The organism is Afipia sp. GW822-FHT04G07 (assembly GCF_058800765.1).
This window is the reverse complement of the sequence record NZ_JBXAMP010000001.1, coordinates 2382317-2396933: the sequence shown is the minus strand read 5'-3', so window position 1 is coordinate 2396933 and position 14617 is coordinate 2382317. Positions and strand designations below refer to the sequence as shown.

The following is a 14617-nucleotide window of genomic DNA, read 5'->3' as shown; positions in this document are numbered from 1 at the left end:
GAGCCCGTTCAATCGCCACTGAACGGGCGTCGGTTCCCTGCTCAGGGGCGATGCTGCTCAGACCTTGTTGCCGGGATCGGACACGACGCCGCGGGCAACCAGCCTGTTCCAGATGAACAGCACAACCAGCGCGCCGATGGTTGCGGTGATATACCCCGCACCCTGGTTGGGACCGTAGTGGCCGATGGCCTGACCGATAAAGGTTGCGACAAAAGCACCGACAATCCCGAGCACCATCGTCAGGATGAAGCCTGTCGGATTATTCGGACCAGGCGACAAAAGCCGCGCAACAAAACCTGCGACCAATCCGACGATGAGAATATGAAGCATTGCTGGGTATCCTTGATGAACAAAATTCTGACGGGATCAGGTGCCGGATCGGCGTGGAGCGAAGACTTCGCTCCACGCTAGTCGATGAGGCCGATCAAATCCAGCGCGAGGCTTCGTGCTCGGTCGGCAGCCGGCCGTTTGGTGTCAGCTGGTTGATCACGTCGGGCAGTTGCTTGGCGAGACCCGCAAGCAATTCGTCACGTGACAAGCCAGTCTGCGACGTCAGCGTGTTGATCTGGTCAGCGCCCAGCGCAGCGCCGAGGTCGGTCGGCGAAATCGGCTTGTTGTTGCCGGTGCCGACCCATGAATTCGCGGTCTCGGTGTGGCCCTTTTCCTGAAACTGCTTGAGCAGATCGTTCAATCCGCCGCTCAAGGCGCCGCCGGCCGCGCCGCCTGCCAGCAATCCGCCGAGTGCGCCACCCAGCGGACCCTTCATCAGATCGCCGAGGCCGCCACCAAGCAGGCCGCCAAGCCCGCTTCCACCGTCAGCGCTGGCCGTGGTCGTTCCGGGCAGCTGCGGGGGAACGGAGGGTGCGCTGTCTGCCGGGCTGGTGCCGGGCTGGCTTCCGCCGATGTGCTTGACCGCCTTGTAGGCAAGGAGGGCAAGGATCGCCATGGTGATCGGCGACATCCCGCCGCTGCTTTCCCCCGGCTGGCTTGGCTCGCTCGGTCCGCGCGGGCCGTTTTGCATACCATTGAGAATGTCGAGCAAACCCATTGTCGTCTCCTGTCGGTCACTTTGGCCCCGGAGGCGAGAGTAGTGTTTGGTCATGACGGTTACAAGGCGGGGTGGCGGTGGCGCGCGCCGTCTGGTAAGGAATTGCGAAACTTTTAGGCGTTCTTGCAGGATATTCGCTGCCAAGAATGCGACCGGTCCCGTAGCTCAGCCGGATAGAGCGGCGGTTTCCTAAACCGCAGGTCGGAAGTTCGAGTCTTCCCGGGATCGCCAATAGCTTTGATGCGTTTAAGGCAACACATGCAATCGCAGTGGTTGGCCCATTCGCGACCTAGCCCGTAAAATACGAGGGAAACCGAATTCGCAATTCATTGCTGAAAGCAAGGGATCGCGAAAGATGATCGCGCAACGCAGTCTGCGCCAGAGCAGGATCTTGTTGCGCAATTGAGCGGACGATTTTCGAATGGTCGCGAATGATCTGATTGGCCTTGTTTCCGATAGGAAGATGAAGCCTTCGAATGCGGTCAACATGGCCGCTTTGTTCCCGCACCAGTGACCAGAGGTGAGATACGCCGGCCGCATCGTAAAGGGTCTTGTGAAAAGCCAGATCCGATTGATTGAACTCATCGAGCTTGTCATCATGGGCCTGGTTGCGCTGGTTCGCGATGATCGAACGAAGTTCGGCGATCAGCGCTGGGTCTCCTGAGATTGCGAGGACGCGCACAACCTCCTGCTCAATCGAACGGCGAAGAAATTGCGCTTGCCGCGCGAGCGCCACGTCGATCAAGCTCACACGCGTTCCGCTCTGCGGGAAGATGTCGACGAGCCCGGCTGACTCAAGCCGAATAAGCGCGTCACGGATCGGCGTCGAACTCAGTCGAAATTGTTGCTGCAGTGCGACTCGCGACAGGGGTGTCCCCGGCGGAAGGCGCAAGGAGATGATGTCGGCGAGCAATTGCTCGAAAACCGAAGGCCCCTCGGGCAGCGCAGTGTCATGATTGGAGGCAGCTGAAGCTCTCATATGTGCACTCTTTCACTAATGCATTAGCTTGACAACTGATGCATTAGTTTGTCTGGTTGCCGTGGTTATCTCGCGGAGCACTCAAAAAACGCGGAAACCGCATACAGGGAGGTTCAAATGAAGAGTCTGGCATACGCCGTCGCGGGTATCCTGGCTGCCGTGTTACCAACAATGGCCGTACAGGCTGCGGACTATCCGGACCGCACGATTACCGCTGTGGTCCCGTTTCCCGCCGGCGGCGCGAGCGACATTACCGCGCGGCTGGTCACTGGAAAACTGGCTGAGCGCTTAAAGCAGAATGTCCTGGTAGAGAATCGAGCAGGGGCCAGTGGCACACTTGGAGCACTGGCGATCAAGCAGGCCGCGCCTGATGGTTACTCGTTACTGGTCGCGTCGATCGGCGTGTACGGCATAAATCCCGCCCTGTTTAAAGATCTGAAGTACGATCCTCTCGCAGACTTCGATCTGCTCTCTGTCGCTGTCCGCACGCCCAATGTTCTGGTCGCGAGCCCGCAGTTTCCAGCCAACAATGTCGCCGAACTGATCGCTTATCTGAAGAAGAATCCGGGAAAAGTAACATTCGCATCTTCGGGTGTAGGTTCATCGGATCATCTCACAGCCGAGCTGTTCTGGCAGAAGAGCGGTACGTCGGGCGCTCATATCCCTTACAAGGGCGGTGCTCCGGCGATCAACGATTTGCTGGGCGGACACGTCAACGTCTCGTTCCAGAATCTGGGCGCAATCGCGCAGAATGTTAAGGAGGGCAAGCTCAAGGCTTTGGGCGTGACCAGCGCGAAGCGAAATCCCACACTTCCTGACGTGCCGACGATGACTGAACAGGGTGTCGGAGGTCTTGAAGTGTACTCCTGGCAAGCGATCGCCGCGCCCAAGGGGCTGCCGCCAGCGGTAAAGGCCAAACTGGAATCCGAACTTTCAGCCTCGGCCAAGGCCCCGGATGTTCAAACAAAATTCGAGGCGATTGGATTTGAGGTCGTCGCGAGCAACGGCGACCAGTTCAAGAAATTCCTGACCGAGGAAATCGCGCGCTGGAAGGTGGTTGTCGATACGGGAAAAATAACGCCGCAATAGGTCCGCAGTAGATTTCAAATAATTAGGGAATTCCAGTTTGTCAGCGGATGCAGAAGTCAACATGCGTGGACTCGGCGCACCAGTCGTCACGGAGATGCTCGTCATCCCCGTGGCCGGCGAGGATAGCATGCTGCTCAATTTGAGCGGCGCTCACGGTCCGCTCTTTACCCGCAACCTTGTTATCCTGAAGGATAACGCCGGTCGCACAGGGGCAGGCGAGGTTCCGGGGGGCGAGCGCATCAGACAAACGCTCGAGGATGCGCGATCGCTCGTGATCGGCCAGTCCGTCGCCAACTATAACGCTGTGCTGAATGCCATGAGGGCGCGATTTTCAAATCGCGATGATGCAGGGCGTGGCCAGCAAACGTTCGATCTGCGCGTTGCGATCCACGCCGTAACGGCAGTCGAGTCGGCGTTGCTCGATCTGCTGGGGCAGTTCTTGAATCTGCCGGTTGCCGCGTTGCTGGGAGAGGGGCAGCAGCGCAAAGCGGTTCAGGTGCTGGGTTATCTCTTTTATGTTGGGGACCGAACAAAAACGAACCTCAAGTATCGAAGCACCCGCGATGAGAAGGATGACTGGATACGGCTGCGTGATGAAGTAGCGGTCTCCCCGGAAGCTGTCGTTCGCCTCGCCGAAGCGGCACACGGCCGCTATGGATTTCTCGACTTCAAGCTCAAGGGCGGCGTTTTTCGGGGTGAAGAAGAGATGGCGGCGGTGGCCGCGCTGGCTCATCGTTTTCCCAAGGCGCGAGTTACCCTCGATCCGAATGGAGCCTGGTCGCTGGAAGAAGCTGTCCGTCTGTGCGGACAAAACCCCGGCGTTCTTGCCTACGCGGAAGATCCCTGCGGGGCTGAGAACGGCCTTTCCGGTCGCGAAATCATGTCTGAGTTCAAGCGTGCGACAGGACTTCCAACGGCAACCAATATGGTCGCGACAGACTGGCGGCAAATGGGACATGCGATACAGCTGCAATCGGTCGACATTCCGCTGGCTGATCCGCATTTCTGGACAATGCAGGGGGCTGTCCGTGTGGCGCAGACCTGCCGCGATTTCGGCCTGACCTGGGGCGCCCATTCCAATTCGCATTTCGATATTTCACTGGCGATGGTGACCCACACCGCGGCCGCCGCACCCGGCCGTGTGACAGCCATCGATACCCATTGGATTTGGCAGGACGGTCAAAGACTGACTCGAGAGCCATTCAGGATTGTCGATGGGTTCATTGCAGTCCCCGAGCGGCCGGGTCTCGGGATCGACGTCGACATGGAGCAGGTTGCCTCAGCTCACGAACGTTACAAGAGCATCGGCGACGGCTCCCGCGATGATGCCGCGGCCATGCAATTTCTCATTCCTGGTTGGCGGTTCGACAACAAGCGGCCAGCAATGGTCCGCTGAGATCGGAGCGCGCGACCGCTCAACGGATGATGCGACGCTTTCCTAATCCGGAAGTCGGAAGTTCGTGTCTTCCCGGGATCGTGATTCAACTTCGGTCACAAGATGTCGACGCGGAACTAGTCGGAGATGATCATGGCCCAGAACACGCGATAGGGCGATGCGGGATTTGCCACGGAGGCAACGCCCACCTTTCTTGCGCCGGGCATCAGCAGATTTTCGCGGTGACCGGGACTGTCCTTCCACTGCTGAAACGTCTCTGCGAATGTCCTGAAGCCTGCCGCGATGTTTTCGGCGGCGCGTGATTTCCGCAATCCGGCAACGCGGGTGGTGAAGCTGCCCCCAACGGTATGGCTTACGGTTCCACCGGACGCCATCGCGCGCGCCTGATGAAGCGCGACGGCAGTCAGGCGACTGTCTGTCTGAACTGACGAGAGTCCATTGGCGCGCCGATAGGCGCTGATCTGGCTTGCATAGTCGGCTGCGTTCGCAGGAGCGAGAAGCGCCAGTCCGAGGACAAACACGATAAGAAAAGTTTTCATCTGCATCGCCCCCCGATTAAGCCGTTGGCGATCGCGTATGGCACGAGGTCGGCGGTTTCAAGGCGAACTGCAATCAGGTTCGCATTTGCTGCGGTAAGCGATGTCGCGGCGAGTTCTCACCGCGACATCGATTGGTCTCGCCGGTTGCGTGCGCTCTAGTCCAGCTTCACGCCTGCTTCGCTCACGACCTTCTGCCAGCGCACGGTTTCCGCGGACACCATGGTTGCGAATGCGGGGCCGGTCACATCGGGAACGTCAGAGCCATTGCGTTCCCAGGCGTCCTTGATCGTCGGGTTTTGCAAGGCCTTCTGCAATTCCTTGGTCATGCGCTCCACGATCGCGGGCGGCGTGTTCTTCGGCGCGAAAACGCCGTACCACGTCGAGACCTCGTAGCCTTGGACGCCTGCTTCCGCAGCGGTCGGCACATCGGGGAATGCCGGCACACGTTTTGGAGCCGCAACCGCGAGCGCCCGCAACTGTCCGCTCCGGATTTGCGGTGCCGACGAGCCAAGCCCGTCGAATACCAGCGGCACATGGCCGGCGACGAGGTCCTGCATCGCAGGCCCCGCGCCGCGATAAGGCACATGGAGGATGCGTGTCTTGGTCTGGATCTTGAACAGTTCACCGGCGAGATGATGCGTGGTGCCGGCCCCGGCAGAGCCGTAGTTGAGCTTGTCCGGGTTGGCCTTCAGGTAAGCCACGAAGTCGGCGAGGGTCTTGGCGGCAACCTTGTCGGGATTGACGACGATGACCTGCGGCGGCCGCGCTATCAGCGCGACGGGGATGAAATCCTTCTCAAGGTTGTAGTCGAGATTGGGGTACAGCGCTGGCGCAATGGCGTGATGAGCCGCGCCGACGAAAAAAGTATAGCCGTCGGGCGAAGCCTTCGACGCCTGCGATGCGCCCACCGTGCCACCCGCGCCTGCGCGGTTTTCGATGATTACGCGCTGGCCCAGTTGCTGGTCGAGCTGGGCCGCGAGCGGGCGGGCAAAAGCGTCGGTGCCGCCACCGGCTGCGAACGGCACAACGAAAGTGACCGGTTTGGTCGGCCATGATTGAGCCTGGGCCGGGCTGGTCATGACAGACCCAGCCAGCAGCGTGAATAAAGCGTAACAACCGAATTTGACGTTCACGGTCTTTCCTCCCTGAATTTGCGCACAGCTTGTGCCGCCGCGTTTTTGCCGGATCGCTCCGGAGTGATGGATAAACAGATAGGCAGCGATGTCGTAAGCGCTGCGAAAAGCCGCGCATAATCCAGCAAGCCAGCCATCCGGACAACGGGTCTTATCGTCGCTGCGCCACCCCGCGTCGAAGATTTGAAGCCGGTGCCCTGCTGCCAGGATGTCGACCGCCCCGCGCTGGCGCGCTCAAGCTCTCCTTAGTATGATGAATTATTGACGATGTCATACATCACATGCAAGCGTTCGCTGGGGTGACCTTTCAAGCGAGATCGTAGCGCGGATGTTCGGAATTCTGGGTTTTGGCTTCCTTCTCGGAATGCAGCACGCGCTCGAAGCCGATCATATCGCGGCGGTATCCAGCATCGCCGCCCGGCGCGCCAATCTCGGCGACATCGTCAAGCATGGACTGACCTGGGGGCTGGGCCACACCGTCACGCTGTTCGTCTTCGCCGGTGCGGCCATTCTGCTCGGTCATGCCATTCCCGAACACGTCTCGGGTCCGTTGGAAACCGCAGTCGGTATCATGCTGGTCGGGCTTGGCGCGCATGTGCTGTGGCGGCTGTGGCGCGACCGCGTGCATTTCCACCAGCATCGTCACGGCGACGGCACCGAGCACTTTCATCTGCATAGCCATGCCGCGGATGCGGTTCCGCATCAGCGCAGCAGTCACGCGCACTCGCACGGCTTTCGATGGCGAACGCTGCTGGTCGGGCTGATGCACGGCATGGCCGGCTCGGCTGCATTGCTTGTGCTTGCGGTGACGCAGGCCGCGAGCCCGGCGGATGGGTTGCTGTACGTACTGCTGTTCGGAGTAGGGTCGATGGTGGGCATGGGCGCGCTGTCAGCAGTGATCGCGGTGCCGCTTGTCGTCTCCGCGCGCTGGCTGACCTGGGCCAATCGCACGCTGCAAGGCGTCGTCGGCGTCGTGACGATCGGAATCGGAGCCATGACGGTCTACGCGACGGCGTTTGCTTAAGAGCACGCATTCCCTCGCGCAGCTTGTCGCCGTGGCTGCCGGTGTGCAGACTGGCGCAAAAGCGAAAAACAGCCGACGAGGACGCCTTGACCCATCACCGCGAGATTTACGCCATCCGTTATGCGACGATGACGGGACGGCCGCCGCATATGAATTTCATGATGCCGGATCCGCATAACGAAGGCGCCGATCTCGATTATTACGTCTGGCTGATCCGCGGCGGCGACATCCTGGTCGATACCGGTTTCAACGAGGTCGCCGCGCGCGAGCGGTCGCGAACGCTGACGATCAATCCCGCCGATGCGCTCAAACAGTTCGGCGTTCATCCCGATACGATTCGCGATGTGGTCATCACGCATCTGCACTACGATCACGCCGGAAACCTCGACCGCTTTCCCAATGCGCGGTTTCATCTGCAGGATCGCGAAATGAGCTTCGCCACCGGCCGCTGCATGTGCCATGGCCTGCTGCGTCATCCGTTCTCGGTGGAAGACGTGACGCTGATGGTGCGTCATGTGTTCGGCGAGCGCGTCGTGTTTCATGACGGCGATGATGAGATTGCGCCCGGCGTGACGTTGCATCGCGTCGGCGGCCATTCTGATGGTTTGCAGGTGGTGCGCGTCGAAACCGAACGCGGGCCCGTGGTGCTGGCATCCGATGCGGCGCACTATTACGCCAACATGCACCGCGGCAACCCGTTCCCGATCATCTACAACCTCGGCTCCATGATGGAAGGCTGGAAAACCGTGGAGCGGCTTGCAGGCCATCGCGATCGCGTCATTCCCGGCCACGATCCGCTGGTACGCGAACTTTATCCCCGCGCAAGCGACACAGCCGATGCGGTTGCGCTGCATAAAAACCCGAAGCGTTCATTCGCCGGCTAGCGCCGAATATCGTCGCGAGCCGAACAAGCAATCTTGATTGCGATGCTTGAGCGCCCGTTGATATAGGTTCAACCAGTCCGCTGCGAACCGGCCGGGGATCAATAAGGTAGAGACGAGTTTGCACGCAATGCACGGCAGAGACGGTCAATCGGGAACAAAGACAGCCTTCGTGTTCGCAGGTGGCGGAAGTTTCGGTGCGATTCAGGTCGGGATGATGCAGGCGCTGGCGGCTCATGGGGTCACGGCCGACCTTGTGGTGGGGTCGAGCGTCGGCGCCATGAATGGCGCCTATTATGCCGGCGCGCCGACGCTGGATGGCGTCAAGAAACTGGCGGACATCTGGCGAGGGCTGACGCGGCGTGATGTCTTTCCGGTGACACTCCATGCGTTCTTCGGGTTTTTGTGGCGCCGTGATTTCCTCATTTCGCATGATGGCATCCGCAAGCTGATCGAGGACCATCTCCCGTACAAGAATCTGGAAGAGGCGGTCGTGCCGGTTCATATCGTGACCACCGACATCGTTTCCGGCGAGACGGTGGTGCTATCGGAAGGCTCCGCTGCCGAAGCCATCGTGGCCAGCACGGCGATTCCCGGAGCGTTCGCGCCGGTGAGGCATCAAGGCCGGTTTCTTGCTGACGGCGCCATATCGAGCAACACGCCAATCCGCGTCGCCATCGCGAAAGGCGCGCGCCGGCTGATAATTATGCCGACCGGGTTTGCCTGCGCGGGGACCGATCCCCCGGTCGGCGCGGTCGCAACCGCGCTGCACGCGCTGACGCTGCTGATTTCCCGTCAGATGACTACCGAACTGGAGTATCTTGAGCCGAGCATCGATTACTACGTCGTGCCGCCACTCTGTCCGCTGGTAGGCTCGCCGTATGATTTCACCCGGACAGACGACCACATCACGCGCGCGATCAAAAACACGGATGCGTGGCTCGCCGATGGTGGGCTCGAGAAGGGCGGTATCCCAGGCGAGATGCGTCCGCACCGGCATTGATCGTCGAATAACGGCCGGCCGCGGCGAAATATTGCTCTGCAACAAGCCTCGGACTGCAAGCCCTACGCGCGCGATATGACAGGATGACGTCAGGGCGTCTCTCATCTCCGCCTCACTGTTGATGTCGATGCTCGCCGGTTTCGTGTATGATTTTCACCGATGCCCGGCGTTTTGCCGAACCCGCTATCGAGGTTTTTATGCAAACTCTCATGCTTCCGTTTTCGCCGCGGTTCATTGTCCTGACGCTCTGCATTTTGATCACCGTCTTGCTGGTTTGCGGCGCGATTTACGATTTCGACGACATCGTCTTGTTTGCAATTCCGATTACAATTTTCGGATCGCTGTCGATACTCGGCATCAACGATATTCTTCAGAAGAGCCACGCCGTTCTGCGCAACTATCCGATCTCCGCGCATATCCGGTTTCTGCTGGAAGAAATCCGGCCGGAGATGCGGCAGTATTTCTTCGAGAGCGAGAAAGACGGCAAGCCGTTCAGCCGCGACACCCGCGCCGTGGTCTATCAGCGCGCGAAGATGGTGCTCGACAAGCGCCCGTTCGGCACGCAGGAAGATGTTTACGCCGAAGGTTATGAGTGGATGAACCACTCGGTCTCGCCGAAGCCGCTGGCCGACGAACACTTCCGCGTCACGATCGGCGGACCGGATTGCACCAAGCCGTATTCTGCGTCGGTCTTCAATATCTCCGCCATGAGTTTCGGCGCGCTCAGCCCGAACGCTGTGCGCGCGCTCAATGCCGGCGCGAAGAAGGGAAATTTCGCGCACGACACCGGCGAGGGTGGCGTCAGCCCTTACCATCGCGAGAACGGCGGCGACCTGATCTGGGAAATCGGATCGGGATACTTCGGCTGCCGCAATCCGGATGGAACGTTCAACCCCGAATTGTTCGCGAAGGTCGCGAGCGATGACCAGATCAAGATGGTCGAATTGAAAGTCAGTCAGGGCGCGAAGCCCGGTCATGGCGGTGTGCTTCCGGCCGCGAAAGTGTCCGAGGAAATTTCGCGCATTCGCGGCGTCGCGATGGGCGAGGATTGCATTTCGCCCGCCTATCATCGCGCGTTCTCGACGCCCATCGAGATGATGCAGTTCATCGGCGAGATGCGGCGGCTGTCGGGCGGCAAGCCGGTGGGCTTCAAACTTTGCATCGGCCATCGCTGGGAGTTTCTCGCGATCTGCAAGGCGATGGTCAAGACCGGAATCTATCCCGACTTCATTGTGGTCGACGGCAAGGAAGGCGGCACCGGCGCTGCACCCGCCGAATTCATGGACCATCTCGGCATGCCGATGCGCGAAGGCGTCAGCTTCGTTCATAACGCCTTGATCGGCATCAATGCGCGGGATCGCGTGCGGATCGGTGCGGCGGGCAAGATTGCGACGGGGTTCGATCTCGCGCGTGCCATGGCGCTGGGCGCGGACTGGTGCAACTCCGCGCGCGGATTCATGTTCGCGCTGGGGTGCATCCAGTCGTTGAGCTGCCACACGGATCGCTGCCCGACCGGCGTGACGACGCAGGATCCGACGCGAAATCGCGCGCTCGTGGTGCCGGACAAGACGACACGGGTTTACAACTATCATCACGCAACGCTTCATGCGCTGGCCGAGTTGATCGCAGCCGCGGGCCTCAGCCATCCGCAGGAAATCCGTCCGATCCATTTCTCGCATCGTATATCGGGAACGGACGTTCTGTCGTTCGCGCGGCTTTATCCGCAGCTTCGTCCCGGCGAACTGCTGGAAGGCAAGGTCGATAACCCGCGCTTCCATGCCTGGGCGTTCGCACAAGCTGAATCGTTTGCGCCACTTCCGGCGATGCCTGCAACGGTATCCGCGCCGGTTGCCGTGCGTGGCTAGAACTCGCCGTGCAGGCGGGCCGAGAAAATCGAGACGGGTCCGCGGTCTGTGTTGTAGGCGGGGTTTACGATCAGTTGGTAATCCGCCGTGAGCGTGAACGTTTTATCGAGGGCCAGCGCATAATAGGTTTCGAGAATGCGCTCGTTGCTGTAGTTCAACCGGCCGTCGCCGATCAGAAGACCCTTGCCGCCTGCGGCGAGGAAATCGCGGTGCGCGCCCGAGAGCCCGTTGATGGCGCCGCCCAGCCCGATCGTGTCGGTGGGCCGGCCCCAGTAGCTGCCCTTGATCGAAACGCCGCCCGACACGCTGCGATCGATGTCCGTGAATGACAGGATTTCATTCTGACCGTCGTTCCAGCTGGCGCGTGCAAAGACGCCGACGTCGGTTGCGACCTGCTGCTCGGCGTTGACATAGAATCCATACTTCGATCGCTCGCGCCGCTCGCCGGTGACGATGTCATTGATGTCGAGGCCTGGATTCGCCGCGCTGATCCCGAGAACATCGCGATAGCTGGCGGTGTTGCCCCGGTTGGCAAAGACGCCGAACCGCAATTTGCCGGGCTGGCTGAAAATCGTATGACGCTCTTCAAACTCCACCACCGCGCCGCCGGTCTTGAAGGTCAGGACGTCGCTGTTCGGTCGGGACGGCACCTGGAACAGGCCGGCCCTGATTGCCCAGGTCTTGCGGTTGAGTTCGACGACTGCGCCGCGCGTAAGGCCGGGCAGGTCGGCCGGAAAATCATACGCCGCGGACGCCCACATCGCCCAGTTCATGAAATCGATGCGCGGGTCTTTCGCATAGGAATTGCCATCGAAGAAATCGCCGATTGCAAAGCGTCCGACCGTGACCGTGACGCGGTCGATGTCGCGCTTGCCGGGCAACTGATTGGCGGCGTCGGCCACGTCTTCCTGTTCGCCGCCAAGACCGAATGTCTGGCGCAGGAAGTAACGCTGGGCACGAAACCTCGGATATTCCGCGCCGCCCTTCTGCGCTTCGCCATTGGAGAACCCGGCAAGGCCCAGCGTGCCGCCGATGCCGAACCCCTGCGCCAGTTCGGGATTGAAGTAGAATTCTCCGCCCTCCCACAACCGCCAGCCGAGAAATGCGCCGACCGTCCACGTCTCGCGGGTGCGCCCGGCACCGGGCAAGCTGTTCACGCCCTGATACGGCGCGCGGAAGGCGGGATAGCCCTGCGTGATCACCGTGGTCTGGCCGTGGACGTTCCAGTCGTTCGATTCCGGAAGCGAAGGCCGCTTGATCGTGTCGCCCGCAATCCAGGGCGGCGTGTCCCACAGCCGGTAGTTCATGCCGACCTTGATCGCGTGAACCTGAGGAGTTGCGGTGACATTCGGCAACGGTACATCGCCGAGTCCGTAAGTCCGCGCGCCGAGATCGAGGTAGTTGTATTCGACCTTGCCGCTCCAGTTGCCGCCCATGGCAAACTCAACGCCGGCACCCGCGACCCAGCCGAGGTGCATGCGGGCTTTCATGTCGACAATTTCGCCGGCTGCATTGTTGAGATCCACGTGGGTTCGTCCCCACGCCATGCCGCCGGTGACATAGGGCAGCACGGTTCCAAATGCGTATCCGACGCGGCCGCGCACCGTGCCGAAATAATCGAACGTTGTGTTGAACGGCGCTGGCACCAATTTCGGCTGATCCGGCGGACTTGGAAACGACACGTCCGCTTCGACGCCGAGCACCCACTTGTTTGCAAGCTGACGATTGTAGCCCGCCTGATAGCCGCCGATCAGACCCGTGATGCTGTGCGGAAAAAAGATGCCCTGCTGCGGAAGCGGATGGGTACCGGGACCGAAACTGCCGCCGCCATAACCGGCGTGCCCGCCGACATAGAGGCCGGTCCAGTCGTAAGCGGGCATGGCGCGCGGTGCCTTGACCGGCCAGGCAAGTGGCTTGTCGGCGGCCAGAGCGTTCTCAAGTGGCGTCGCGCCAAGTAGAAGCCCGGCGATAGCTCCTCTCAGAATTCGTGGATGATGTGATCGCCGTGTCATGAAGCGCCGATTCGCGGAATGATGTCGTTGCGTCGCAGGGCATCAGAAACGCCCCCAATTTCCAAGCATTTGGATGTATTTGCGAATAGTTCGCAAGTATCTATTCTGGGTTTGTAGCAACGGATTTGGTGGTCGGGTAGCCGGTGTCGGCCTGCCGGAGCCATGACATCGCTGTGTGACAAGCGCACGACGCAGCGGTTTGGCTAAAAATTGAGGAGCGGATTGCGGGTGTGAACAAGCAAAAAAATGACCCGCCCGGGGGGACAACCGGGCGGGTCCTTGGGTCGACGCGGCGTGGATGAGGCGTCGCGCCGAACTCAACCTTGAATTCGATCAGTAGCAGCTGCGAACGCGGCCGATGTAGTTGCCGTAAGCGTCGAACTGGCGGACCCAGCCGCAGCGGCGATAGCCGTAACCATCGTAGCCGTAAGCGTTGCTGGCAGCAGCGGCGGCAAACAGCGCGCCTGCGGCGAGGCCGATACCGATGCCGTGATGATGATGAAATTTGCCGGCCTGGGCTTCCTGGGTGGTGGCAGCGATACCGCCGGTCAGGGTCAGAGCGGCAACTGCGAGGGCGGCAATCTTGGTCTTGATCGACATGGAACTCTCCATCCTTGTTTGGGGCGGACCGTCTGGACCGCATGCCAATTGGTGGCGAGCTTTCGGAATTCGGTTCGAATGCCGGTGCGAAAAATCGATCAGGAAATAAAATATAATATTATCAATATGTTATAGGTTTATCGAAGAATCTCTGGCCGATTTGAGAGGCGCACGAGATCGAATTTATCGACGTCGGCCAGCAGTTCGACGAAAGCGCGCGCGCCATGCTCGATCAGCGCTTGGCCTTTCTCGGCGGTAGCCGCCGTTGCATCGCCGACAGCGCCCTTGGGGTTGAGGTCCTGCATCGCCCACGCGAACGGCGCGGGACGGCCCGCGGAGAGCCAGCGGAATTCCGTCGTCATTTTCTTTTCAGCGGATTCAAAATTAGCGATCCGGTCTTTGCGGACACGATCCGGAAACGCCGCGAGCATGATCGAGGTCTCCACTGCGCCGCCGTGAATGCCGAAACGGATTTCATCGGTGCTGAACAGGCCTTCCGGCGCGCCGAACCGGCTCCAGCTTGTGGTGACAGCCAGCATCTCATGCTTCGCGCGCAAATCCTGCGCGATCAGCGCCATAGCGGCGCTGTTGCCGCCGTGGCTTGTGACGATAATGAGTTTTCTCAATCCCGCATTTGCCACCGCATCGCCGAGCGCCATCCATTTGTTCAGCGCGGCGTCCGTCGCCAGCGTCAGGGTACCCGGATAGGCGGTGTGTTCGGTCGAAATGCCGACCGGTTCGATCGGCAAGAAAGTGACCGGCAAATCATCCGGCAGGATCTGGCGAACGCGCGTGAGATAAGCCTGCGCGATCAGTGTATCGGTCTCGAACGGCAGATGCGGACCATGCTGTTCCGTCGCGGCGAGCGGCAGCACCGCGATCCAGCGCGAAGCATCGGCCTTGTCGACATCGGACAGGCGCATCTCGGTCCAGTCGTGCGGGGGTCTTGTGGTCATCGCGCGTACGTTTCTTCGAACAGACGTTTATCTGGAGCAATTTGCAGGGTAGTTTCGCGGGGCGCGTCGCGCCGCAAGGATGCCAGCCACCC

At 60.5% G+C, this 14617-nt stretch carries 14 protein-coding genes and 1 tRNA gene; 7 read left to right on the top strand and 8 right to left on the bottom strand.

What is annotated here, in order from left to right; all coding sequences use genetic code 11:
• Positions 1–57: 57 nt before the first annotated feature.
• Complete coding sequence (locus AC1RKJ_RS11735; RefSeq protein ID WP_492791130.1) at positions 58–330, bottom strand: GlsB/YeaQ/YmgE family stress response membrane protein; 273 nt, start codon at positions 328–330, stop codon at positions 58–60.
• A gap of 94 nt (positions 331–424) precedes the next feature.
• Positions 425–1048 carry a YidB family protein gene (locus AC1RKJ_RS11730; protein WP_492791129.1) on the bottom strand — a complete coding sequence of 208 codons (624 nt, stop codon included), beginning with the start codon at positions 1046–1048 and terminating at the stop codon, positions 425–427.
• Between the two features lie 154 nt (positions 1049–1202).
• On the opposite strand from AC1RKJ_RS11730, the gene AC1RKJ_RS11725 reads away from it, so the two are divergent.
• Positions 1203–1279, top strand: a tRNA-Arg gene (locus AC1RKJ_RS11725).
• 58 nt (positions 1280–1337) lie between these two features.
• Here AC1RKJ_RS11725 and AC1RKJ_RS11720 read toward each other — a convergent pair.
• Entirely contained in the window at positions 1338–2027 is a 690-nt protein-coding gene (locus tag AC1RKJ_RS11720; RefSeq protein WP_492791128.1) for a GntR family transcriptional regulator, read from the bottom strand.
• 117 nt (positions 2028–2144) lie between these two features.
• On the opposite strand from AC1RKJ_RS11720, the gene AC1RKJ_RS11715 reads away from it, so the two are divergent.
• Both AC1RKJ_RS11715 and AC1RKJ_RS11710 read left to right on the top strand, forming a co-directional pair.
• Positions 2145–3116: a Bug family tripartite tricarboxylate transporter substrate binding protein gene (locus tag AC1RKJ_RS11715; RefSeq protein WP_492791127.1), complete on the top strand. Its 972-nt coding sequence runs from the start codon at positions 2145–2147 to the stop codon at positions 3114–3116.
• A 61-nt stretch (positions 3117–3177) separates the two neighbouring features.
• The gene (locus tag AC1RKJ_RS11710; protein WP_492792718.1) at positions 3178–4512 is read left to right on the top strand and encodes an enolase C-terminal domain-like protein; all 1335 of its coding nucleotides are present in this window, start codon (positions 3178–3180) and stop codon (positions 4510–4512) included.
• A gap of 116 nt (positions 4513–4628) precedes the next feature.
• Here the strand turns inward: AC1RKJ_RS11710 and AC1RKJ_RS11705 are convergent, their stop codons facing one another.
• Both AC1RKJ_RS11705 and AC1RKJ_RS11700 read right to left on the bottom strand, forming a co-directional pair.
• Positions 4629–5051: a CAP domain-containing protein gene (locus AC1RKJ_RS11705; protein WP_492791126.1), complete on the bottom strand. Its 423-nt coding sequence runs from the start codon at positions 5049–5051 to the stop codon at positions 4629–4631.
• Positions 5052–5206: 155 nt separating this feature from the next.
• Positions 5207–6184 (bottom strand): Bug family tripartite tricarboxylate transporter substrate binding protein, encoded by a 978-nt coding sequence (locus tag AC1RKJ_RS11700; RefSeq protein WP_492791125.1) that lies wholly within the window; start codon positions 6182–6184, stop codon positions 5207–5209.
• A gap of 328 nt (positions 6185–6512) precedes the next feature.
• Between AC1RKJ_RS11700 and AC1RKJ_RS11695 the strand changes: the two genes are divergently transcribed.
• The 4 genes from AC1RKJ_RS11695 (at position 6513) to AC1RKJ_RS11680 (ending at position 10957) form a co-directional block, all read left to right on the top strand.
• Positions 6513–7208, top strand: a complete 696-nt coding sequence (locus AC1RKJ_RS11695) for a HoxN/HupN/NixA family nickel/cobalt transporter (protein WP_492791124.1) — start codon at positions 6513–6515, stop codon at positions 7206–7208.
• Positions 7209–7336: 128 nt separating this feature from the next.
• Positions 7337–8092, top strand: coding sequence for an N-acyl homoserine lactonase family protein (locus tag AC1RKJ_RS11690; RefSeq protein ID WP_492792717.1), 756 nt, complete (start codon positions 7337–7339; stop codon positions 8090–8092).
• Between the two features lie 169 nt (positions 8093–8261).
• The gene (locus AC1RKJ_RS11685) at positions 8262–9092 is read left to right on the top strand and encodes a patatin-like phospholipase family protein (RefSeq protein WP_492791123.1); all 831 of its coding nucleotides are present in this window, start codon (positions 8262–8264) and stop codon (positions 9090–9092) included.
• A gap of 197 nt (positions 9093–9289) precedes the next feature.
• Positions 9290–10957 (top strand): FMN-binding glutamate synthase family protein, encoded by a 1668-nt coding sequence (locus AC1RKJ_RS11680; RefSeq protein WP_492791122.1) that lies wholly within the window; start codon positions 9290–9292, stop codon positions 10955–10957.
• Here AC1RKJ_RS11680 and AC1RKJ_RS11675 read toward each other — a convergent pair.
• The 3 genes from AC1RKJ_RS11675 to AC1RKJ_RS11665 all read right to left on the bottom strand — a co-directional run bounded on the left by AC1RKJ_RS11675 (position 10954) and on the right by AC1RKJ_RS11665 (position 14525).
• Entirely contained in the window at positions 10954–12969 is a 2016-nt protein-coding gene (locus tag AC1RKJ_RS11675) for a carbohydrate porin (protein WP_492791121.1), read from the bottom strand. The genes AC1RKJ_RS11680 and AC1RKJ_RS11675 overlap by 4 nt on opposite strands.
• Positions 12970–13302: 333 nt before the next feature.
• Positions 13303–13569, bottom strand: coding sequence for a hypothetical protein (locus AC1RKJ_RS11670; RefSeq protein WP_492791120.1), 267 nt, complete (start codon positions 13567–13569; stop codon positions 13303–13305).
• Between the two features lie 137 nt (positions 13570–13706).
• The gene (locus tag AC1RKJ_RS11665; protein WP_492791119.1) at positions 13707–14525 is read right to left on the bottom strand and encodes a creatininase family protein; all 819 of its coding nucleotides are present in this window, start codon (positions 14523–14525) and stop codon (positions 13707–13709) included.
• Between the last annotated feature and the right edge of the window lie 92 nt (positions 14526–14617).